Source organism: Methylocystis heyeri (assembly GCF_004802635.2).
Classification (GTDB): domain Bacteria; phylum Pseudomonadota; class Alphaproteobacteria; order Rhizobiales; family Beijerinckiaceae; genus Methylocystis; species Methylocystis heyeri.
Genome location: NZ_CP046052.1, coordinates 1,337,923 through 1,358,418 on the forward strand (window position 1 = coordinate 1,337,923; position 20,496 = coordinate 1,358,418).

The window sequence follows — 20,496 nt, forward strand, 5'->3', positions numbered from 1 at the left end:
GAACCGATGCGAGGCCGGAGTTGGAGCCGATGCGCACCGGCGGGAGGAGCCCCTTATTTTCCCATCTCCGATTTGATCTTCATCAGCGCCTCGGCGCAGCCGACGCTCATCTCTTCCTTATGCTCCTTGAGGCATTTGATGATCCGGCCGCCGCCCGGCTCGACCCCGGCGCAAAGCCTCTCGACATCCGCTTTGCAATATTTGATCAGAGCCTCGCGCGCCTCCTGCGCCCCTGCGGGCGAAACGAAATACGCCAAGGAAACAATCGCCAGCGCCAAATTTTTGACATTCATGGACGGCCCTCCCCTATTTGTCGGCCACGCTTGCGAGTTTACCCTGCGAAGCCGGTTCATCAAGCCGGATGCAGGAAAAGCAGTGCAATAAGGTGAAGGACCTTCACCCCATCGCTATGAAATAGAAATCGGCAATTGATACGGCGCGCAGCGTCGTCGAGCTATCGGGCGAACGACCCATGACGGATGAAGCAGCAGCACAGCGTCACCGCGCCAAAATGGAAAAGCGCAAGGCGGTCCAGGACGCCGAGGTGGCGAGCAAGCCGATCGACTCGAAAGGCCTGCTCATGGTCCACACCGGCCCCGGCAAGGGCAAATCGACCGCGGCTTTCGGCCTCGCGCTGCGGGCGCTCGGCCATGGCTGGAAAATCGGCGTGGTACAGTTCGGCAAGGGCGCGTGGCGGAGCGGCGAGCGCTCCATGCTGGAACGGCTCGGCGAGGATCTCGTCTCCTGGCACACGCTCGGCGAAGGGTTCACCTGGGAGACCCAAGACCGCGCCCGCGACGAGGCCGCGGCCCGCCGCGCCTGGGCCAAGACGCAGGAACTGATGGCGGACCCCGATATTCGTCTTCTGGTGCTCGACGAGCTGAACATAGCGCTACGATACGAGCACCTGCCGCTGGAGGAAGTGATCGCCGCGCTGCGGGCCCGGCGCGACGATCTGCATGTCGTCGTCACGGGCCGGAACGCCAAGCAGGAAATGCTCGACGCCGCCGACCTCGTGACCGAAATGACCCTGGTCAAGCACCATTTCGCCGGCGGCGTGAAGGCGCAGGAGGGGATCGAGTTTTAGCCTTTCGTTGAGGCGTCAGGCCCCACCTAAAACCGCCCCTCGAATGAAAACGGCTTCCTGCGCTTGCCGTCCAAAAGATGGACATGTTTGTTGAAGTCGGCGCGGCGGCGGTTGAACCCCTGCTCCCACCAGCCGTCGCCGAAGGGATCGAAGGTCGGAGCCGCGGTGCGCCGGAATATCGCGGTGGCGCCGATGCATTCGACCAGTTCGAACATGCGATCTTCCGCGATGAAATCGGCGAGGCGCCCGATGGTCGCGATGTGGATGTCGTCGAGAACGAGCAGCCCGTCCTGCTTCAGATGCGGGTAAAAATAATAATATTCGAGTTCGGGAAAAGGGAACCCGTGGGGCCCGTCGATCATGACGATATCATAAGGCTCGTGGCCTTTGAACAGGGGCAGCGTCGCCTGGGTCGGGCCGAACACGACGTCGACGGCCTCCATCCGGGTGGCCGGGCAATCCATGAAATAGCCGACGCTCGACGACGCGCCGGCGTCGCGGTCGTCGAGACAAAAGACCCGGTGCTTTTTGGAAATCCGGGAAAAGAAGATCGTCGACTTCCCACAGCCGGTTTCGACGGAGCTGACCTCCCCCTCGGGGAGCAGTTGCTCGATGCGCAGCAAGGTCCGCAAGGGCAGCGAACCCGCGCCATGGGCGAGCCCGGCGGATTTTTCATAGGCCGCGATTTCCGCCGCCAGATCGCCGTCCCTTTTCGCCTCGCTGCGGAAAGGCCCCGGCGCGCCGGTGAGCGGCAATTGCCAGAGATTGCGCTTGAGGCGGCTGTAGGTCCTTTGGACAAAATGCGGCAACATCCGGCTGAACGGGCTCCAGTTTCGCTTTTCCAATGCGACGGCAGACGTTGTTTAATAAGAGGGCGATAAAAGCAAGCAGCCCGGCGTTTCAGCCCGCAACCGCGTCATAGACGAGCTTGGCGTTGAGAACGACGATCGCGGCGGCGATGACTCCTGCGAGCATGGTGAGGAAGTGCGGCGCGACAAATTCGCCCATGACACGCCGCGACGAGGTGAACCAAAGCAGAGGCAGAACCGCGAAAGGCAAGGCGAGGCTCAGGACCACCTGACTCGCCACCAGAAGACGCCCTGTCGCCGATTCTCCATAGTAGAGCGTGATCGCCACCGCCGGCGCTATGGCTATCAGCCGCGTGACGAATCTTCGGGTCGCCGGCTTCAGGCGCAGGCGCAGGAAGCCTTCCATCACCACCTGCCCCGCGAGAGTGGCCGTGACCGTGGAATTCAGCCCGCAGGCGATCAGCGCCACGGCGAAAAGCGTCGACGCCATCGGCGCCCCGAGCAGAGGCGTTATAAGGCGGTAGGCCTCGCCGAGCTCGGCCACCTCCTTGTGTCCGCTGGCGAAAAACACCGAAGCCGCCAGCACCAGGATGGCGCCGTTGATCAGCAGCGCGAACAGCAGCGCAATGGTGCTGTCGATGACCGCGAAGCGGATCGCCTCGGATTTCTCCCCGCGGGAGGCGCCTACGGCTCTGGTCTGCACGATATAGGAGTGCAGAAAGAGATTATGCGGCATCACCGTGGCGCCCAGAATGCCGAGGCCCAGATAAAGCATCTCGGGATCGGAGAAAAATTCCGGGGTCGGGAGAAGACCTTTTGCGACATAGGCGAAATCGACATTCGCCATGGCGAGCTGCGCCGAGAAAGAAATCGCGATCAGCCCCAGAAGCGCGACGACGAAGAGTTCGATTTTACGAAAGCCGGCACGCTCGAAGGCGAGCACCAGAAAAGTGTCCAGCAGGGTGACGACGATGCCGCCGGCGAGCGGCAGGCCGAACAGCAGCTGCAGCCCGATCGCCGTGCCGATGATTTCCGCGAGGTCGGTGGCGAGAATGGCGGCCTCGGCCACCAGCCACAGCCCAACCCCGACCGGGCGGGGAAAATGCACCCGGCACGCCTGCGCGAGATCCAGCCCTGCGCCCAGGCCGAGCCTTGCGGCCAGGGCCTGCAGCACCACGGCCATGAGGCTGGAGAGCACCGCCACGAAGAGCAGCGCCGCGCCGTATTTGGACCCGCCCGCGAGCGCTGTCGCCCAATTGCCGGGGTCCATGTAGCCGGTGGCGACGAGATAGCCCGGCCCGAGAAAAACGAGTAGCCGGCGAAACGACGAGCCGCCGGGCGCAATCAGAATGGACCCTCGCAAGTCCCCCGGCTCGCGCGGGATCGAACAGGCTGGCGGCGGCGCGGCGGGCGTCATCAATTCCTCCAGAAAAGCGGGGCCTTTTAGCATCTGCGCCGAAAGCAGCGCAATGTGGCGGCTTGGCCGCGCCTTTCCGTCCCCCGCAACAATCGCGCCGCGCCCGCAGGCAAAAGCCGCCCCTGCCGGATGACGGCGCGTCTATCCGATCTGCGCGGGAAGCTGATCCTCTTCGGCAAGGTTCGAGAAGCGCGTGATCTCGCCCTCGAAGGCGAGCTGGACCGTTCCCGTCGGTCCGTGGCGCTGCTTGCCGATGATCGCCTCGGCGCGTCCATGAGCGCGCTCCATTTCCGCCAGCCAGGCGATATGCTCTTCGGTGCCCTCGCGGGGCTGCCGATTCTTAAGATAGTATTCCTCGCGATAAACAAAGAGCACCACGTCGGCGTCCTGCTCGATGGAGCCGGATTCGCGCAGGTCGGACAATTGCGGACGCTTGTCGTCTCTCGATTCCACCTGTCGTGAAAGCTGCGACAGCGCAATGATCGGCACGGAAAGCTCCTTGGCTAGCGCCTTCATGCCGGTGGTGATTTCGGTGAGTTCCTGCACGCGGTTGTCCGAGCGCGCCCGGGAGCCGGCAAGCAGCTGCAGATAGTCGACCACCAGCAGATCGAGCCCCCTTTGGCGCTTCAGGCGTCTTGCGCGGGCGGTGAGCTGAGCGATGGAAATGCCGCCGCTCTGGTCGATATAGAACGGGATGCTCTGCATCTCGCGCGCGGCGTCGGTAATGCGGCGGAAATCCTCTTCTGTGATGTCGCCGCGGCGGATCTTGTAGCCGGGAACTCCGGCCTGTTCGGCGATGATGCGCGTCGCCAATTGTTCGGCCGACATTTCCAGCGAGAAAAATCCAACTATTCCCCCGTTTACGGTCTTGTGGGAGCCGTCCGGCTCGGTCTCGAACTGATAGGCTTTCGCGATGTTGAAAGCGATATTGGTGGCGAGCGCCGTCTTGCCCATGCCTGGGCGGCCCGCGACGATGATGAGATCGGATTTCTGCAGCCCGCCCATTTTCTCGTCGAGGTCGATCAGTCCCGTCGCCAGGCCCGAGAGATGACCGTCGCGCTGATAGGCGCTGTTGGCCATGTCGATGGCGGTGACGAGCGCGTCGGAGAAGCGCTGAAAACCACCGTCGTAGCGGCCGGTCTCCGCAATGGCGTAAAGCCTGCGCTCCGCCTCCTCGATCTGCTGGCGCGGAGAGGAATCGACCGGAGAATCATAGGCGGCGTTGACCACCTCCTCGCCGATGCTGATGAGATTGCGACGCACCGCGAGATCATGGATGGTGCGGCCGTAGTCCTCGGCGTTGATGATCGTGGTGGCTTCAGCGGCGAGCCGCGCAAGATAGCCTTGCATGGTCACGCCCTCGGGGAGCTCGATGCCGCCGAGATAGGTCTTGAGCGTCACGACGGTTGCGAGCTTGCCCGCGCGGATGAGCTGGCCGCAGACATCGTAGATCCGCCGATGCAATTCCTCGGAAAAATGCTCTGGACGCAGGAAATCCGAGACCCGGTCGTAGGCGTCGTTATTGACCAGCAGCGCTCCCAGCAGAGCCTGCTCGGCCTCGATATTGTGCGGCGGGACGCGCAGATTGCTTTCCTGAGGCTCGACGACCTGATAGAGGCGCCGGCCCGGCAAGGATTCGATTGCGGGCATCGTTTCTCGGGTTTTTGAGTTGGCGTCCCGGAAAGCCTGCTGACGCGACGCGGAGGCCTTTCAAGGACGAGCGGAGCTTCGCACGAACCGAGGCGGGATCGCAACGGCGATAAATTAAGTTTCGGCTAAGCTTGCAGGGTTGGAGAGCGTTATGAGTCTTATTCACATGCTCGACAAATAATTTTCATGAAAAACGCAAAAACGCTTGCCTGAGGATTCCTGGAACCCCTTGCGTGCAAAAGACCGGCGGGACAAAAAATCCCGGCGAGTCGGGCCCGCCGGGATTTTTTGAAGGAGTAGCCGGGTCTTAGAGTTCGACGTCGCCCGCTTCCGCGAGAGCGGCGCCGACCTCGAGGCCCAGATCGTCCATCGAAGCATGCTCGCGCGCCTCTACGGTGGATTCGCCGCGCGCCTGACGCTCGGCTTCTTCCTCCGAACGCGCCACATTGACGACGATCTTGACGTCCACCTCGGGATGCAGGTGAACCGGAACATTGTGCAGTCCGAGCGCCTTGATCGGATGCACCAGCACGATCTGGTTGCGATCGAGCGTAAAGCCGCCGGCCGTGGCGGCCTCGGCGATGTCGCGCGTCGCGACCGAACCGTAGAGATGGCCGCTCTCGCCCGCCTGGCGAATCACGATGAAGGTCTGGCCCTCGAGCTTCTCGGCGATGGCCTCGGCTTCCTTCTTCAGGGTGAGGTTATTGGCCTCGATCTGGGCGCGCTGGCTTTCGAAGTGCTTCTTGTTCGCCTCGGTGGCGCGCAGCGCCTTCTTGCGGGCGAGCAGGAAATTGCGGGCGTAACCGTCGCGCACGCGCACCGTGTCGCCCATCTGGCCCAGCTTGGCCACGCGTTCGAGCAAAATGACTTCCATTGTTCTTCTCCAGGAGTTCAGTTGTTTCTTGGGATGGTCAGGGGCTGTCGGCCGGCCGGGGCGCGACGGATTTTCGCTCGCGAAAACGCAGCGCCGTGTCGGCGAGGCCGAGCAGCGTGAGGAGAATCATCGGCAAGCCCAGCAAGCCGAGGAAAAAGTAGAGGATCGCGAGCGTCAGCGTTCCCGACTTCGATCCGCGAACCCAGAAATGCGCCACGGCCAATCCCTGAAACCCGAGCGCCATTCCGAGAACCGAGGCGGCGACCAGCGCCGCGGCGCCGAGGAAGCCGCCCATGAAGCTGAGGCCGGTCGCGAGCGCAAACAGGACGGCGACGGCGCGCGGCAGACGGAAGTCCGCCGCGATGTCCGGCCATTGCAGCTTGAGCATTCCCGAAATCTGCGTCAGGCGCGCGCCCGCCCACAGATTGAAACATTGGAGCAGCAGAGCATAGGTCGCGAAGACCGCCGGCAGGTAGAGCTTGACGAAACGGGTCAGCTCCTCGGCGGTAGGTCCCCCTTCCCCGGGCTTGCGCTCCTTCATCATCTGATCGAGCGTGAAATAGAACTGCCCCTGCACATAGGCGAGCGGCTGGTCTATCGCCCCGTGCGAAAAATAGGCGAGAGAAAGGAAGAGAACGAGGGCGCCGATGATCGCGACGCTGATGGCGGTCACGGCCCAGGCGGAGAGATTGACGCTCAGCAGATCGCGGCGCCCCCAGGGAGCGCCCGCAGCAGCATAGCAGCCGAGCCATGCCGGCAGGGCGACCAGCAGGCCATAGGCCATGCCGAAGAGATAGTGGGGCCAGAAAGAGAGCGCGATGGTTCCGACGATGGCGGCGCTGGCGCCGTGGCGCACGCCGAGCCCCAGAGCGACGATCACGATGGGCAGCGGCGCGAGATGGGCGAGCGCGAGGCCCGCCAATGTGCCCTTGGTCAGAACTGCGAAAACAGCCGCGGCAGCCAGGCCGCCGCAGATCGAAATCCCGATATTGGTCCAGTTGTAGACGCTTCTGTCGGGCACGGCGGCGGAGATCCCGGTTCTGTCTCTCGAAACGCGCCGCGAGCGGGTTTCCGCCCCGGTCTGGTCAAAGCGGAAAGCGCGCTCGTGACGCGCAAGCAAAAAAAGCGCCCTGACGGGCCCATCCCGACGGCGCGGCCTGCTTTTAAGCCGAGTCCGTCCGGGACGCAAGCTTGGGCGGGAGGCGAAGCTGGGCGATTGGTTGGAGGACGGAACCTTTCGATGTGGGGCGAATACCTCCCCTTGGCGGGGAGGTCGATCGGCGAAGCAGATCGGGTGGGGGGTAAAAGGCGCAAAATAGGGCGGAAAACCACCCGACCCCGCCGCTTCGCGGCGACCCTCCCCCTCAAGGGTAGGGTAATAGCCCTTGACCCGATCGCCCCGCTTGAGCGGGAGGCGAAGGGGGCGTCATCTCGATTCGCCGACGACAACGCTATCGCCTACTCCAGCCGGGCAAACCACCTTGGATCTTTAAGATTGCCGAATTTTCCTCGCGGCGTCAGGCAGCACGCCAAATCCCGGCCGTCTCCCTGTGGCGTTGATCAGTAATAATAATGATGCCGACGATAGACCCGCCGACTCACGCGCCTATAGTGCCGCCGGTTCACCCGGCACCAATGACCATAGTAGGCCTCTTCGATTCTTGCTTGGTCCATATCCCTTTCGGTAGCAACGGCCGGATCCGGCGCCGACTCGGGCTCGGCCCGGTTTATCATTGCCGCCGCGGTGAGCGCTTTAGCCGGTTGTGCGGCTAGCGAAGCGCAGGTTCCCAAGCAAAGCAATTTCAGAAATTCACGACGTTCCATGCACGCCTCCAAGATGGCAGCCTGTCAATAGAACTCCCATCGAAAGGAAAAGTGGCGCAATCGGCCTGCTATTTTTCAAAAACGAAAATGATTCTTCCGCTGCGTCGATCGGGATTTCCGCAGTCAGCCGGAACCCCGATAGCGAAACGATGCTCAGCCGCATCAATCCCGGTGGATCGCCGCGTCGCAGCGCTCCTCGCGATGACGCCCGCGTCAACGTGCGTTGCTGCTACGCCTTGTGGGAATAGCCTTCAACGCGTTGCGCTTTTGGTCGATATGTTTGATTTTGCTTGGTGGAGCCAGACGGAATCGAACCGACGACCTCTTCAATGCCATTGAAGCGCTCTCCCAACTGAGCTATGGCCCCACTGTTTTTACCGGCTTTTTGGGTCAAGTCCGGTTCCGCGACCGGCGCGGCCGGTCTCGATGAAGGGGTGTATAGTCGAGCCGGCGGAGGACCGCAAGCCCGTTGTGAAAAATAGTTCACGGCTCCACGAAAAAGCCCGGCGCCACCGGGCGAAAAGCGCTTTCCTCCCCCTCGCGCCAAAGCCGAAAAGCGCGGAAAATCCTCCCGTCTCGCGCGTCGCCGCGATTCTTCCCATCGAGGAGCGGGAACAGCGCCCTCCACCCGATCGGCCCGAAAAAAGCGCCGCACTGGCGCGCGGGCGCATAAGGGGCTAAGGAACGCGTTCATTCCCCGGGCGGGTCGCCCCGCGGGCGCGTATCTTTCTCGCCGGAAGGCGGATGGAAAGTCGCGCCGGACAGGCTCCGGACGCCCATCGTCTTTGACCAAGCCGGCGCCGCCGCGCGCCTATATCCTAGGGCGACAAATTAAGTGACCAAGCATAGAAGCCTCTCGGACTACGCTGCGCGCAGGTTCCGTTTCGCGGGCAACGCTCTGCTCGAATTCTCCGACCCGTTCTTCGCTCAGATCGACAAGCTGAAGAAAGAGATGGAATCGGCTGGCAAGCATTTCGTCAGCTTCGCGAACTACGACTATCTCGGCCTCGCCAACCACCCTCGAATCATCGCGGAGGCCAAGCGCGAGCTCGACACTCTGGGCGTCGGCGCCCTCGCCTCCCGCCTCGTCGGCGGCGAGCGCAGCACGCATAAGGCCTTCGAGGCCGAAATCGCCAAGTTCCTCGGCTTCGAGAGCGCGCTTACGCTGGTCTCCGGCTATCTCGCCAATGTCAGCACCATCTCCTGGCTGATGGGCAAGCGCGACGCGATCATCATCGACGAACTGGCCCATAACAGCATCGTCGCCGGGACCGACGCCTCCGACGCGGAGGTCATCAAGTTCCGCCACAACGACCTCGAGCATCTCGAACATATTCTCCACAAGAGGCGCGAAGAATTCCGCCATGTGCTGGTGGTCGCGGAAGGCATCTACAGCATGGACGGCGACACCGCCGACCTGCCGCGCCTGCTCGACATCAAGGAGAAGCACCAGGTCTGGCTGCTGCTGGACGAAGCGCATTCGCTCGGCGTGCTCGGCGCCACCGGCCGGGGGCTCGCCGAACACCAGGGCGTCGATCCGTCGCGAATCGATCTCGTCGTCGGCACCATGTCCAAGACCCTGGCCTCCTGCGGCGGCTATGTCTGCGGCCGCAAGCAGGTGATCGAGTGGTTCCGCTACACCCTGCCCGGTTTCGTCTACAGCGTCGGCCTCTCCCCGGTGATTCTGACCTCGGCGCGCACGGCGCTCAAGCTGATGCAGGAGGACGAATCCTGGAGAATCGGCAAGCTCGCGCGCAACGCCGAATTCTTCCGCGACACCGCCCATGCCGCCGGCCTCTCCACGGGCCCCGCCATCGGCCGCGGCGTGGTGCCGATTCTGTTCCAGGACAGCGTCGAGACCATGTGGGCCTCGCAGCATCTGCTCGAACAGGGTTTCTATGTCCCGCCCATCGTTCAGATTGGCGTCCCCAAGGACCAGCCGCGGCTGCGTTTCTTCATTTCCGCCAACCACACCGAAGACGAAATCCGGGGCGTCATCGCGGCGCTGAAGAACATGCCTCCGGTTTCGGAAGAGGCGCACAGAATCGTCGCGGCCGCCATGGCGGGGGCGTGACGAACTCCCCGGAAACGGCGTGGCCCTTTTTGCTTCGCATTTTTTCGTGCAAGCGGTAAAAACTGCGACGTATCACAGCGCTGGAGCGCATTCCGCACTGGCTCGCGGGCCTTTTGCGGAGTGCGCTCCAGCCGCGTCGTTATGACGCCTTTTATCGCAACCGAACAGCATTAGGGTTTCACAATGGCGCAAATCGAAGTCCTGCCGGCGAAAGGTCTCGCGCACTTCCTGACCTACAATAAGCTTCCGCGTCTGCTCTATGCAGGCGCGAAGGGCTTCGCTCCGCCGCTCGACGTCGAACGCTGGACGCTGCACGGCCACATGCTCAATCCGCATTTCAAGCTGGTCGAGGCGCAGGAATTTCTGGCCCGGCGCGACGGAAAGTGGGTCGGGCGGATACTGGCGCAGGTCTACAAGCCGGAATATGCCCCGGTGGGCTCCTCGCGCTTCCAATTCGGCTCGCTCGACGCGGTGGACGACATCGAGGTCGTGCGCGCGCTGACGCAGGCCGCCGAACAATGGCTGAAGGCCCGCGGGGCCGACCGGATCAACGGTCCGTTTTCTCCCACGATCAACGGCGAATGCGGCATGCTGATCGAGGGCTTCGAGGCGACCCCGATGTTCCTCACGCCCTGGCATCCGCCCTATCTCAGCCGTCACGTCGAGGCGCTCGGCTATACGAAAGCGCGCGATCTCGTCTCTTATATGATCGAGATGAACCCCGAGGACTTGAACAAGCCGGCGCGAATCGCAAATCGCCCCGAATGGAAGGACCGGCTGAAGATCCGCGAGATCGACTTCGATCGTCTCAAGAAGGGCGAAACGCAGATGATGTCGGATCTCTTCAACGACGGCTGGCGCGACAATTGGGGCTTCGTTCCCTTCACCAAGGCCGAGTTCGACTCGATCGCGGACGCGCTCGCCTTCGCCACGCCGCCGGACTTCACGCTGGTCGTCGAGCTCGACGGAGAACCCAAGTCCTTCGCGGTCGCCCTCCCCAATCTTTTCGAGATCGTCGACGATCTCGACGGACGCCTGCTGCCGTTCGGGCTGGGGAAGCTGATATCCCGCTTCCGCAAGCACAAATACCGGACCGGCAGAATTTTGCTGCTCGGAACCCGCAAGGAACTGCAGAACAGCGCCACCGGCGGCGCGATACTTCTGGCGATCGTCGAGGAATTGCGGCGGCGCGCCTCCCGAAGAGACCTCCAGAAGATCGAAGCCGGCTGGGTGCTGGAGGACAACATGGCCATGCGCCGCCCGATCGAAATGTTCGGCGGCAAAGTCGACAAGATCCACCGCATTTACGAAAAGCGCCTCTGACCGGGGGCCGGATACCGTAGGAAACGCATATACATGACGATCTCAGTCACCAGCGCGGGCGCCGACCGCTCGCATGTCGAGCGCCGGCAGGCCATCCTCGAGAAATATCCGCAGGTCCGCGACCTCTTCGGCCGCGACATAACGACCTTCAAGATAACCGTGGCGATATTCGCCGGGCAGATGGCGATCGCCATTTTTCTCGGCTGGCTGGGACTCGCCTATTGGCCGTTGACTCTGCTCTTTGCGATATGCGTCGGGGCCTTCGCCAACCACGCCAATTTCGTGATCATCCACGACTCGATCCACAATTGCGTGTTCGAGAACAATCTCCTCAACAAGCTCAACGCGATACTGGCCGACCTCTCCAACGGCTTTCCCACCGCGATGGGCTTTCGCTGCTACCACATCAAGCATCACTCGCATCTCTCCGCCTATGACTACGATGCGGATGTCCCGAGTCGCTGGGAGGTGGAGTTCGTCGGCAACAGCTCCTGGCGCAAGGCGCTGTGGTTGTTCTTCTTTCCGGCGATCCAGCTCGCCCGCCTGTCGCGGTTGAAGGGAACCGTGCCGATCATGGGCAAATGGACCTATATCAACATCGCCATAATCATCGCGTTCGACATCTTCGTTCTGTGGGCCTTCGGCGCCAACGCCCTGCTCTATCTGTTCCTGTCGTTCTGGTTTTCGGTCGGCGGACTTCACCCCTTGAGCGCCCGCTGGCTTCAGGAGCATTTCGCCTTCGGGCCGGACCAGGGCACTTTCGATTACTACGGCGCCCTGAACAAATACGCGCTCAATATCGGCTATCACAACGAGCATCACGACTTTCACGAAATCCCGTGGTCGCGGCTGCCCGAATTGAAAGCGATGGCGCCGGAGTTCTATGACCGGCTCGCCTGCCACAGATCCTGGGTCGCGCTGCTTGCGACCTTCATCTTCGATCCGGCATATTCGCTGAGCACGCGCTCGGAAAATGTCGAACATGCGGCTCATGCGCCGGAAATCGTCGCACAACCCGCGGAGTGAGGCCATGAGCTTCGAAGTCGATAACGCCAACGCGCCGGGCGATCCCTTGAGCGCCTCGCCCCGCCTGTTCGAGAGCGACCTTCTCGACAAGCTTTCGCGCGTTCATCATCTGACGCCGGTCATCGTCTATACGCCGATCATCGTCGGCCTGCTGATCTATTCGCTGGTTTCGCAGGCGACGGCGCTCGTGGCGCTCGGCGTCCTGGTCGGTTACCTCGCCTGGACCCTGACCGAATATTTCGGCCACAGATATCTGTTCCACACCGTGTTCCCCCTGCCCTTCGGGCTGGGTCCGCGCTTCCAGTTCCTGATCCACGGCGTGCATCACATCTATCCCAACGATCCTCTGCGCCTCGTGATGCCGCCTCTGCTCTCGGGGCCGATCATGCTGATCGCGCTGTCGATCATCAGGCTTCTGTTTGGCGGAACCTTCGCCTGGCCGGTGCTCGCGGGCTTCATGATCGGCTATGTCGTCTATGATTGCGTCCACTACTGGACCCATCACGGACAGCCGAAATCGCGCCTCGGCCATCTGGTGCGCCGGCTGCACATGCTTCACCACTTCCGCGACGCCGCCAAAGGCTTCGGCGTGCATGCGATCTGGTGGGATTATGTCTTCGGCACCGCCTATCAGAAGGGCGACAAGCCCGGAACCAGGGCGGTGTGAGAGGCGTCATCGGGAGCCAAAGGCGACGACGCGATCCAGGGCGCTCCGGTCCTCCTGGATCGCCACGTCGTTGCGCTCCTCGCGATTGACGCCCTTTCCATTTATGGCGGCAGAATTAGCACGCCATCACCCCTGCCCGGTCAGGGCGAACCACTCGTCTTCGGATATCACCTCGACGCCCAGCTCTTTGGCTTTGGTGAGCTTTGAGCCCGCGCCCGGTCCCGCCACGACGAGATCGGTCTTCTTCGAAACCGACCCCGATATTTTGGCGCCGAAACGCTCGGCCTGAGCCTTGGCCTCATCACGGGTGAGCCGCTCCAGCGACCCGGTGAAGACCACCGTCTTGCCCGCGACCGGAGAAGAGGATTCGACCGCCGGCATCGGCTCCAGCGTCACATGTTCGAGCAGCGCGTCGATTTCCCGCTCATTGTGCGGTTCGGCGAAAAAGTCATGCAGCGCCTCGGCCACGACGGGACCGAGCCCGTCGATCTCGTCGAAGGCGGCGAAAGCCTCGCCGCCGGGTTCGGCCGCGCTCGCTGCGGCGCGAAGCTGCTGAAAGTCGGGAAAATGCCGCGCCAGCCGCTTGGCGTTGGTTTCGCCGACATGCCTGACGCCGAGCGCATAGATGAACTTGTTGATCGGCACGCGCCTGCGCGCGTCGATAGCCGCGAAAAGATTCCTGACCGAAGTTTCTCCGAAGCCCTCGCGGTTTTTAAGCCGCGACAGCCCGGCTTCGTCGCGCGCTTGAAGCGTAAAAATATCCGAGGCGGTCTTGATCAGGCCTTCCTGGTAAAAATACTCGATCTGCTTGTCGCCGAGGCCTTCTATGTCCATGGCGTTGCGCGAGGCGAAATGTTTGAGCCGCTCCACCGCCTGCGCCGCGCAGACCAGCGAACCCGTGCAGCGCCTGACGACATCGGCCTCGCCGGTTTTTTCGTCGATTTCCCGCAGGGCCGCCGAGCCGCATACCGGGCAAACATGCGGAAATTCATATGGCTTCGCATCAGGCGGCCGTTTGTCCAGCCGGACCTCGACGATCTGGGGAATGACGTCGCCGGCGCGCTGCACGACAACCGTATCGCCGACGCGCACGTCCTTGCGCTCGATCTCGTCCTCATTATGCAAAGTGGCGTTGGAGACCACCACGCCGCCGACGGTGACGGGCTCGAGCCGCGCCACTGGCGTGAGGGCGCCGGTGCGGCCGACATTGATCTCTATGCCGCGCAGGATCGTCGTCGCCTGTTCGGCCGGGAATTTATGCGCCACCGCCCAGCGCGGCGCGCGCGAGACGAAACCCAGACGCGCCTGAAGGGCGATGTCGTCGACCTTATAGACCACGCCGTCGATGTCGTAGCCGAGCGTCGCGCGCTGCGCCTCGATGGCGCGGTAATGCTCCAGCATTTCTTCGACATTGGCGCAGATCCGGGTCAAGGGATTGACCGGAAAGCCGAGGTGCGAAAACGCCTCGATGACGCCTTTCTGGGTCTTGGCCGGCAGCTCGCTGGCCTCGCCCCAGGCATAGGCGAAAAAGCGCAGCGGCCGGCCCGCCGTCACGGCCGGATCGAGCTGGCGCAGGGAGCCGGCGGCGGCGTTGCGGGGATTGGCGAATTTCTGTTTCTGCGCCGCGGCCTGTCTTTCATTGAGCGCGGCGAAATCGCGATGAGTCATATAAACTTCGCCGCGCACGTCCAGCACGGGACCAAAACCGCCGCGCAGCTCGGCCGGAATCTGGTCGATCGTGCGAATATTGGCGGTGACGTCTTCGCCCTCGAAACCATCGCCGCGCGTGGCCGCGCTGACGAGGCGGCCGTGTTCGTATCGCAGCGAGCAGGAAAGGCCGTCGATCTTGGGCTCCGCCGTAAAAGCGAGCGGCGCGTCCTCGGAGAGACCGAGGAAACGACGGACGCGGGCGACGAACTCCCGCACCTCCTCGTCTGAGAAGACGTTGCCAAGCGAAAGCATGGGCACGACATGCTTGACCTTGGCGAATTTTTCCGCCGGCGCGGCGCCGATCTTCCGGGACAGCGACTCGGGAGTTGCAAGCTCGGGAAAGGCCGCTTCGAGCGCGTCGTAGCGTCGCCGCAACGCGTCATATTCCGCGTCCGAAACGGCGGGCGCGTCCTCTTGATAATAGTGGCGGTCGTGCTCGGCTATTTCCGCGGCGAGCCTCAGGTGCTCTGCGCGCGCTTCATCGGGCGTGAGGCCCTCTATCGGTTGCGACGATTTCGGGGAGCGCGGCGGCATGAGTCAGGCCGCCGCTTCCGGAGCGGCGCCGAGCAGCCGCCGCGCCTCCTGCAAGCTGATGGGACGGCCGAAGGCGTAGCCCTGGGCGTAGCCGCAGCCGAGCTGGTAGAGCTCGATGGCGTCGGATTCGGTTTCCGCCCCTTCCGCGATGACGTCGAAGCCGAGATCCTTGGCCAGCGAAATCGTCGAGCGAAGAATAGCGGCGCGAGAGGCCTTGCCGGTCTGCCGCACGAGCGAGCGGTCTATCTTGATCGTGTCGAACGGGAACCGCTGCAGATAGGACAAGGACGAGTAGCCGGAGCCGAAGCCCGCGAGCGACAGGCCGGCGCCGAGTTCCTTGAGACGCGCCAACACCTGCGCCGAGTGCTCGGGATTTTCCATCACGAGGTTCTCGGGCAGCTCCAGCTTGAGGCTGCCGCGGACGATTTCATTGCGCATCAGAACGCTCTTTACGTCGCGCAGCAGGTCATGACGCAACAGAAGCTGGGACGATACGCTCACCGAGGCGAAGATCGGCGGATCTACGGCGAGCGCGCGCTGCCAGGCGGCGAGTTCCCGCCCCGCCCGCTCCAAGGCCAGGAGACCGATGTCTATGATCAAGCCCGTCTCTTCGGCGACGGCGAGAAAATCGGGCGCATCGACCCGCCCGAGTTTCGGATGGTCCCAGCGCACCAGGGTCTCGAACCCGGCGATGGTGCGATCCTCCAGCCGAACCACGGGCTGGAACAGAACCTTGATCTCGTTGCGCTCCAGGGCGCGGCGAAGATCGGCTTCGAGCGTATGGCGGTCCGAGCGCTGGCCGCGCATGGCGGGGCGAAACACCTCGATGCAATTGCCGCCCGAGCGCTTGGCGTTCCGCATCGCGATCTCAGCGTCGTCGAGCATGTCTTCGGCCCCCGGATGAACCGAAGGATCGAACAGCGCGACGCCGATCGACGCGAACAGGCTGATCTCGCGATCGGTGAAACGGACGGGGGTCGCCAGGGCGCGCCGCACCGACTCGGCAACCGTGATCGCCGTATCGGGATTGGCCTCGGAAACCAGGATGATCGCGAAAGTGTCGCCGTCGAGGCGGGCCAAAGTGTCCTGCGGCTGCAAAAGCCGGCCGAGACGATGAGAAATGGTGAGGAGAATGCTGTCGCCGGTCGCGACGCCGACCTGCTCGTTGATCTGCTTGAAACGGTCGATGTCGATGCACATCACCGTCGGCCGCAGCTCCTTGTGCATCCTCGCGAAGACGAGAGTCGCTCCGAGGCGGTCGAAGAACAGCTGCCGGTTGGGCAGGCCGGTGAGATTGTCGCGGATCGCATCGTGCAGGAGCCTTTCCTGGGCGTTGCGTTCTTCCGTCACGTCGTTCAGCGTGCCCACGACGCGCACCACCTCGCCGTCCGGCCCCACCACCGGTCGCGCCCGCAGACGGAAGCAGAGGTAATGCCCGTCTGCCGAGCGCAGGCGGAACTCCTGGTCGATGCGCCCGCGCCTCTGCTCCAATATGGCGTCGAGGCAGGCGCGATAGCGGTCCTGCTCGAAGGGATGCAAGAGATCGAGCCAGGATGCGGCGCTACCCTCGAGCCCGCCGCGGTCGAGGCCGAGCTGAACCTCCGCCTCGGGACTGACGTAGATGTGATCCGAGGGAACGTCCCAATCGAAGACGATCTCGCTCGCCCCTGTCAGGGCGAGCGCCTTGCGTTCGATATCCGAGATCGCCCCGGCGCCGAGACCGCCGCTGGCGAAGGCGTTCTGCATCACCGTGAAGCCGATCAGCATGACGATCAGCACGAGGCCGCCGATCAGCGCGGGAGACACGAGGTCGTTGGTCAGCCAGCCGAAAATGGTGAAGCCCGCCGCGCAGACCCAGAGCAGCAGCAGGAACCATGTCGGGATCAGCATGATCGCGCGGTCGAAACCATGCGAGGCGAGATAAAGAATGAGCGCGAATCCGACCACGGCGACGACGCCGAGCGAAATTCTGGCGACCCCGGCTGCGACCGGCGCGTCGAAAACGGCCAGTCCGGCGAGATCGGCGAGAATCAGCAGCCAGACGGCGGCGATATGCCACGCTCGGACATGCCAGCGGTTGAGGTTGAGATAGGCGAACAGGAACACGACCAGCGTCGCCGAAAGGACGGTTTCGGCCCCGGCGCGCCAGATCCGGTCCGTAGCCGGGTCCGCGCCGAAAATCTTGTCCCAGAACCCGAAATCTATGCAGACATAGGCCAGAACCGCCCAGGCGAGCGCAGCCGCCGCCGGAAAGATCACGGCGCCCTTGACAACGAAAACGATGGTTAAAAATAGAGCAAGAAGCCCCGATATCCCGATCACTATGCCGCGATAAAGGGTGAGGCTCGTGACCTTGTCCTTATAGGCGTCCGGCTCCCACAGATAGAGCTGCGGCAGATTGGGCGTGCGCAGCTCCGCGACATAGGTGACGGTCGTGCCCGGATCGAGCGTAAGGCGGAAGACGTCAGCGTCGGAGCTTTCTTCCTGCTCCGGCGGAAAGCCCTGGCTCGCCGTTATGGTGGAGATGCGGGTCGCGCCGAGATCGGGCCAGATCAGTCCCGAGCCCTGCAGACGGAAATGGGGCGCGACGATCAGCCGCTCGATCTGCTCGTCGGTGTCGTTGGTGAGAGCGAACACGATCCAGCTCGGCCGCGTTCCGGGCTCTTTCGCCCCGACCTCGATGCGGCGGACGATGCCGTCCGAGCCGGGCGCGGTGGAAACCTGCAGGCGATCGCCCTGCGAGGCGTGCTTTTCGATGGCGTTTGTGAGATCGATGGCCTGGGCGTCATGAGGCACGCGGACGCTGTCCACGGCCCAGGCCGAGGGAGCGAAAGCGAGAAACGCCAGCAAGCCGAGCAGATATTTTTTGAAACCCACGAAACTCGCTTCTCGACGACAAAGGACCGGCGCTACAAGCAGAAGGCCCTGCATGGATCGGGCGGAATGACCGCGGCGCTGCAGTGGTAGAGGCTTAAGACGTAACCCGCAAGCCGTATAGCCCGCCCGCGACAAAAACGGCATGGTCTTTGCGGGCGGAGGCCGGTCCTCTCAACCTTGCAGAGCGCGGACCACGGCAATATACGCTCCAAGGAAACCAGCGGCGAGAGATTGAAACGAATTATGATATGTAAATTTTTGGCGTCGAAGGGAGCGTCCGGAAAATCGTTGGATAGGAAATCGCCTGATGCGTAGCGTTCTCGGCGGCCCACGCCTGTTGCTGCGCCGGCTGCGCGAAATAAGCGCGGAGCCGGTGAACGCCCAGACGCGGCTCGACAAGATCGTCGTGCAAATTGCGGCGAATATGGTCGCGGAGGTTTGTTCCGTTTATGTCCTGCGCGCGGACCAGCGCCTGGAGCTCTATGCGACCGAGGGCCTGAACCGCGAAGCGGTCCATTTGACCACCCTGAAGGCCGGCGAAGGCCTGGTCGGCCTGATCGCCCAGAGCGCCGAACCCCTGGCCCTTTCGGAGGCCCAGGAGCACCCGGCCTTCCTCTACAGGCCGGAAACCGGCGAAGAAATCTACCATTCCTTCCTCGGCGTTCCGATCCTGCGCGGAGGCAACACCGTAGGCGTCCTCGTCGTCCAGAATAAGGTGCGGCGCACCTACTCCGAGGAAGAAGTCGAAGCGCTCCAGACCACGGCCATGCTTCTGGCCGAGATGATCGCCTCCGGCGAGCTCCAGTCGATCGCCAAATCGGCCGAGCTTCTCGCCCTCAACGGGCCCGTCTCGCTCAGGGGAGCCCCGATCAGCGACGGCGTCGGCCTCGGCTACGCGCTGCTCCACGAGCCGCGTGTGGTCATCAAGAGCCTGCTCGCCGAGGACGTGCCGGGGGAATTGCAGCGCCTCGACACCGCCATCGAAGCGATGCGCAGTTCCATCGACGAGCTGGTCGCCCATGGCGATCGGATGGGCGCGGGCGAGCATCGCGAAGTGCTCGAAGCGGTGCGCATGGTCGCGAACGACCGCGGCTGGCTGCGCCGCCTGCGCGAGGCGGTCATGACCGGCCTTACGGCCGAGGCTGCGGTGGAGCGGGTGCAGAACGACGCCCGCGCCCGCATGCAACGCCAGACCGATCCCTATCTGCGCGACAGGCTTCACGATCTCGACGACATCGCCAACCGGCTGCTGCATCAGCTTACCGGCCAGAGCTATGTCGCGGACCGCGACAGCGTGCCCGACAATGCGATCATCGTCGCCCGCAACATGGGTCCGGCCGCCCTGCTCGACTACGACAGGGAAAAACTCAGGGGCCTCGTTCTCGAGGAGGGCGGGCCTGCGAGCCACGTCGCCATCGTGGCCCGCGCTCTGGGCATTGCGGCGGTCGGACTCGTTCCCAACATCACGGGAATAGTCGAGCCCAACGACCCCATCATCATCGACGGCTCCACCGGCGACCTTCACGTCCGGCCGCAGCAGGACGTCAGGAGCGCCTACGGGGAAAAGGCCCGGCTGCGCGCGCGGCGGCAGGAGCAATATGCGGCGCTGCGCGACATTGCCTCGGTCACGAAGGACGGGGTGGAGATAGCGCTCCACATGAACGCCGGCCTGACCGTGGACGTGCCTTTCGTCCGCGACACCGGCGCGCGCTCGATCGGCCTGTTCCGCACCGAACTGCAGTTCATGCTCGCGAACCGCTTCCCGCGCATGAAGGACCAGTATCTGTTCTACAAGACCGTGCTCGACGCCGTTCCCGACCGTCCCGTCACCTTCCGCACCCTGGATATCGGTTCGGACAAGATTTTGCCTTACATGGCGACGATCGAGGAAGAGAACCCCGCCCTCGGCTGGCGGGCCATTCGCATCGGCCTCGACCGCCCCGGCCTGTTGCGCATGCAGCTGCGCGCGATGCTGAAGGCGGCGGGCGGCCGCGATCTGCGCATCATGTTCCCGATGGTCGCCAATGTTGCGGAGTTCGATCTCGCCAAGGCGATAGCCCTGCGCGAACTCGATCTCATCCGCCGCCACGGCCACGCGACGCCGACCACGCTGGATCTCGGCGCCATGGTGGAGGTTCCCGCGCTGCTTTGGGAGCTGGATCAGCTGGCCGAGCACGCCGATTTCCTCTCCGTCGGCTCGAACGACCTGGTGCAGTATCTCTATGCCGCCGACCGCGACAACACGCGCGTCGCCAAGCGTTACGACAATCTGTCGGTTCCGGTGCTGCGCGCGCTCAAGACCATTCTCGAAGCGGGAGCGAAGGCGGGCAAGCCCGTGACTCTATGCGGAGAGATGGGCGGGCGTCCGCTCGAGGCCATGGCGCTGCTGGCGCTGGGTTATCGCTCGCTTTCGATGTCGCCCTCCTCGATCGGGCCGGTGAAGGCGATGATTCTGAGCCTGGATATGGAACAGGCCACGGCCTTCCTCGCGTCGCTGATGGCGAACAACGACGGCCAGCCGTCGCTGCGCGAAAATCTTCGCCAATTCGCCAGCGCACAGGGCGTCGCGTTGTAGCGACGGCGTCGTAGGCGCAATTTCGCGCGCGCAAAACCTTCCGGCTATC

At 63.3% G+C, this 20,496-nt stretch carries 14 protein-coding genes and 1 tRNA gene; 6 read left to right on the forward strand and 9 right to left on the reverse strand.

The window, feature by feature from the left end; translation table 11 throughout:
- Nucleotides 1-53: 53 nt before the first annotated feature.
- Nucleotides 54-293 carry a cysteine rich repeat-containing protein gene (locus H2LOC_RS05995; RefSeq protein WP_246207018.1) on the reverse strand — a complete coding sequence of 80 codons (240 nt, stop codon included), beginning with the start codon at nt 291-293 and terminating at the stop codon, nt 54-56.
- Between the two features lie 179 nt (nt 294-472).
- Here H2LOC_RS05995 and cobO point away from each other — a divergent pair, with 179 nt between their 5' ends.
- On the forward strand, nt 473-1,087 hold the full coding sequence (gene cobO, locus H2LOC_RS06000) for a cob(I)yrinic acid a,c-diamide adenosyltransferase (protein ID WP_136495563.1): 615 nt from the start codon (nt 473-475) through the stop codon (nt 1,085-1,087).
- A gap of 26 nt (nt 1,088-1,113) precedes the next feature.
- Here cobO and H2LOC_RS06005 read toward each other — a convergent pair whose 3' ends face one another.
- The 6 genes from H2LOC_RS06005 to H2LOC_RS06030 form a co-directional block, all read right to left on the reverse strand.
- A complete protein-coding gene (locus H2LOC_RS06005) occupies nt 1,114-1,899 on the reverse strand; it encodes a class I SAM-dependent methyltransferase (RefSeq protein WP_136495564.1) in 786 nt (261 codons plus the stop codon).
- An 88-nt stretch (nt 1,900-1,987) separates the two neighbouring features.
- Nucleotides 1,988-3,313 carry an Nramp family divalent metal transporter gene (locus H2LOC_RS06010; protein WP_136495565.1) on the reverse strand — a complete coding sequence of 442 codons (1,326 nt, stop codon included), beginning with the start codon at nt 3,311-3,313 and terminating at the stop codon, nt 1,988-1,990.
- A gap of 141 nt (nt 3,314-3,454) precedes the next feature.
- Nucleotides 3,455-4,963 (reverse strand): replicative DNA helicase, encoded by a 1,509-nt coding sequence (locus H2LOC_RS06015; RefSeq protein WP_136495566.1) that lies wholly within the window; start codon nt 4,961-4,963, stop codon nt 3,455-3,457.
- A 307-nt stretch (nt 4,964-5,270) separates the two neighbouring features.
- A complete protein-coding gene (rplI, locus tag H2LOC_RS06020) occupies nt 5,271-5,837 on the reverse strand; it encodes a 50S ribosomal protein L9 (RefSeq protein WP_136495567.1) in 567 nt (188 codons plus the stop codon).
- A 37-nt stretch (nt 5,838-5,874) separates the two neighbouring features.
- A complete protein-coding gene (locus H2LOC_RS06025; RefSeq protein ID WP_162009703.1) occupies nt 5,875-6,858 on the reverse strand; it encodes a DUF2232 domain-containing protein in 984 nt (327 codons plus the stop codon).
- 1,094 nt (nt 6,859-7,952) lie between these two features.
- Nucleotides 7,953-8,028: transfer RNA gene (locus H2LOC_RS06030), tRNA-Ala, on the reverse strand.
- 468 nt (nt 8,029-8,496) lie between these two features.
- On the opposite strand from H2LOC_RS06030, the gene H2LOC_RS06035 reads away from it, so the two are divergent.
- The 4 genes from H2LOC_RS06035 (at nt 8,497) to H2LOC_RS06050 (ending at nt 12,751) form a co-directional block, all read left to right on the forward strand.
- A complete protein-coding gene (locus tag H2LOC_RS06035; protein ID WP_136495569.1) occupies nt 8,497-9,735 on the forward strand; it encodes an aminotransferase class I/II-fold pyridoxal phosphate-dependent enzyme in 1,239 nt (412 codons plus the stop codon).
- A 183-nt stretch (nt 9,736-9,918) separates the two neighbouring features.
- Nucleotides 9,919-11,058 carry a hypothetical protein gene (locus H2LOC_RS06040; protein WP_136495570.1) on the forward strand — a complete coding sequence of 380 codons (1,140 nt, stop codon included), beginning with the start codon at nt 9,919-9,921 and terminating at the stop codon, nt 11,056-11,058.
- A 33-nt stretch (nt 11,059-11,091) separates the two neighbouring features.
- Nucleotides 11,092-12,084 (forward strand): fatty acid desaturase, encoded by a 993-nt coding sequence (locus H2LOC_RS06045; RefSeq protein WP_136495571.1) that lies wholly within the window; start codon nt 11,092-11,094, stop codon nt 12,082-12,084.
- A gap of 4 nt (nt 12,085-12,088) precedes the next feature.
- Nucleotides 12,089-12,751 carry a sterol desaturase family protein gene (locus H2LOC_RS06050; protein WP_136495572.1) on the forward strand — a complete coding sequence of 221 codons (663 nt, stop codon included), beginning with the start codon at nt 12,089-12,091 and terminating at the stop codon, nt 12,749-12,751.
- 126 nt (nt 12,752-12,877) lie between these two features.
- On the opposite strand, the gene ligA is transcribed toward H2LOC_RS06050, so the two are convergent.
- Together ligA and H2LOC_RS06060 are read right to left on the reverse strand one after the other, a co-directional pair.
- Nucleotides 12,878-14,995 carry an NAD-dependent DNA ligase LigA gene (gene ligA / locus H2LOC_RS06055; RefSeq protein ID WP_136495573.1) on the reverse strand — a complete coding sequence of 706 codons (2,118 nt, stop codon included), beginning with the start codon at nt 14,993-14,995 and terminating at the stop codon, nt 12,878-12,880.
- 3 nt (nt 14,996-14,998) lie between these two features.
- Entirely contained in the window at nt 14,999-17,926 is a 2,928-nt protein-coding gene (locus tag H2LOC_RS06060; protein WP_136495574.1) for an EAL domain-containing protein, read from the reverse strand.
- 253 nt (nt 17,927-18,179) lie between these two features.
- Here H2LOC_RS06060 and ptsP point away from each other — a divergent pair, with 253 nt between their 5' ends.
- Nucleotides 18,180-20,447: a phosphoenolpyruvate--protein phosphotransferase gene (gene ptsP / locus H2LOC_RS06065; protein WP_136495575.1), complete on the forward strand. Its 2,268-nt coding sequence runs from the start codon at nt 18,180-18,182 to the stop codon at nt 20,445-20,447.
- The last annotated feature ends 49 nt before the right edge of the window (nt 20,448-20,496 follow it).

What these genes read in the sequence shown, in the direction of transcription:
- H2LOC_RS05995 (WP_246207018.1), bottom strand. Translation starts at nt 293, where the DNA reads ATGAATGTCAAAAATTTGGCGCTGGCGATTGTTTCCTTGGCGTATTTC.
- cobO (WP_136495563.1), top strand. Translation starts at nt 473, where the DNA reads ATGACGGATGAAGCAGCAGCACAGCGTCACCGCGCCAAAATGGAAAAG.
- H2LOC_RS06005 (WP_136495564.1), bottom strand. Translation starts at nt 1,899, where the DNA reads ATGTTGCCGCATTTTGTCCAAAGGACCTACAGCCGCCTCAAGCGCAAT.
- H2LOC_RS06010 (WP_136495565.1), bottom strand. Translation starts at nt 3,313, where the DNA reads ATGACGCCCGCCGCGCCGCCGCCAGCCTGTTCGATCCCGCGCGAGCCG.
- H2LOC_RS06015 (WP_136495566.1), bottom strand. Translation starts at nt 4,963, where the DNA reads ATGCCCGCAATCGAATCCTTGCCGGGCCGGCGCCTCTATCAGGTCGTC.
- rplI (WP_136495567.1), bottom strand. Translation starts at nt 5,837, where the DNA reads ATGGAAGTCATTTTGCTCGAACGCGTGGCCAAGCTGGGCCAGATGGGC.
- H2LOC_RS06040 (WP_136495570.1), top strand. Translation starts at nt 9,919, where the DNA reads ATGGCGCAAATCGAAGTCCTGCCGGCGAAAGGTCTCGCGCACTTCCTG.
- H2LOC_RS06045 (WP_136495571.1), top strand. Translation starts at nt 11,092, where the DNA reads ATGACGATCTCAGTCACCAGCGCGGGCGCCGACCGCTCGCATGTCGAG.
- H2LOC_RS06050 (WP_136495572.1), top strand. Translation starts at nt 12,089, where the DNA reads ATGAGCTTCGAAGTCGATAACGCCAACGCGCCGGGCGATCCCTTGAGC.
- ligA (WP_136495573.1), bottom strand. Translation starts at nt 14,995, where the DNA reads ATGCCGCCGCGCTCCCCGAAATCGTCGCAACCGATAGAGGGCCTCACG.
- H2LOC_RS06060 (WP_136495574.1), bottom strand. Translation starts at nt 17,926, where the DNA reads ATGCAGGGCCTTCTGCTTGTAGCGCCGGTCCTTTGTCGTCGAGAAGCG.
- ptsP (WP_136495575.1), top strand. Translation starts at nt 18,180, where the DNA reads ATGCGTAGCGTTCTCGGCGGCCCACGCCTGTTGCTGCGCCGGCTGCGC.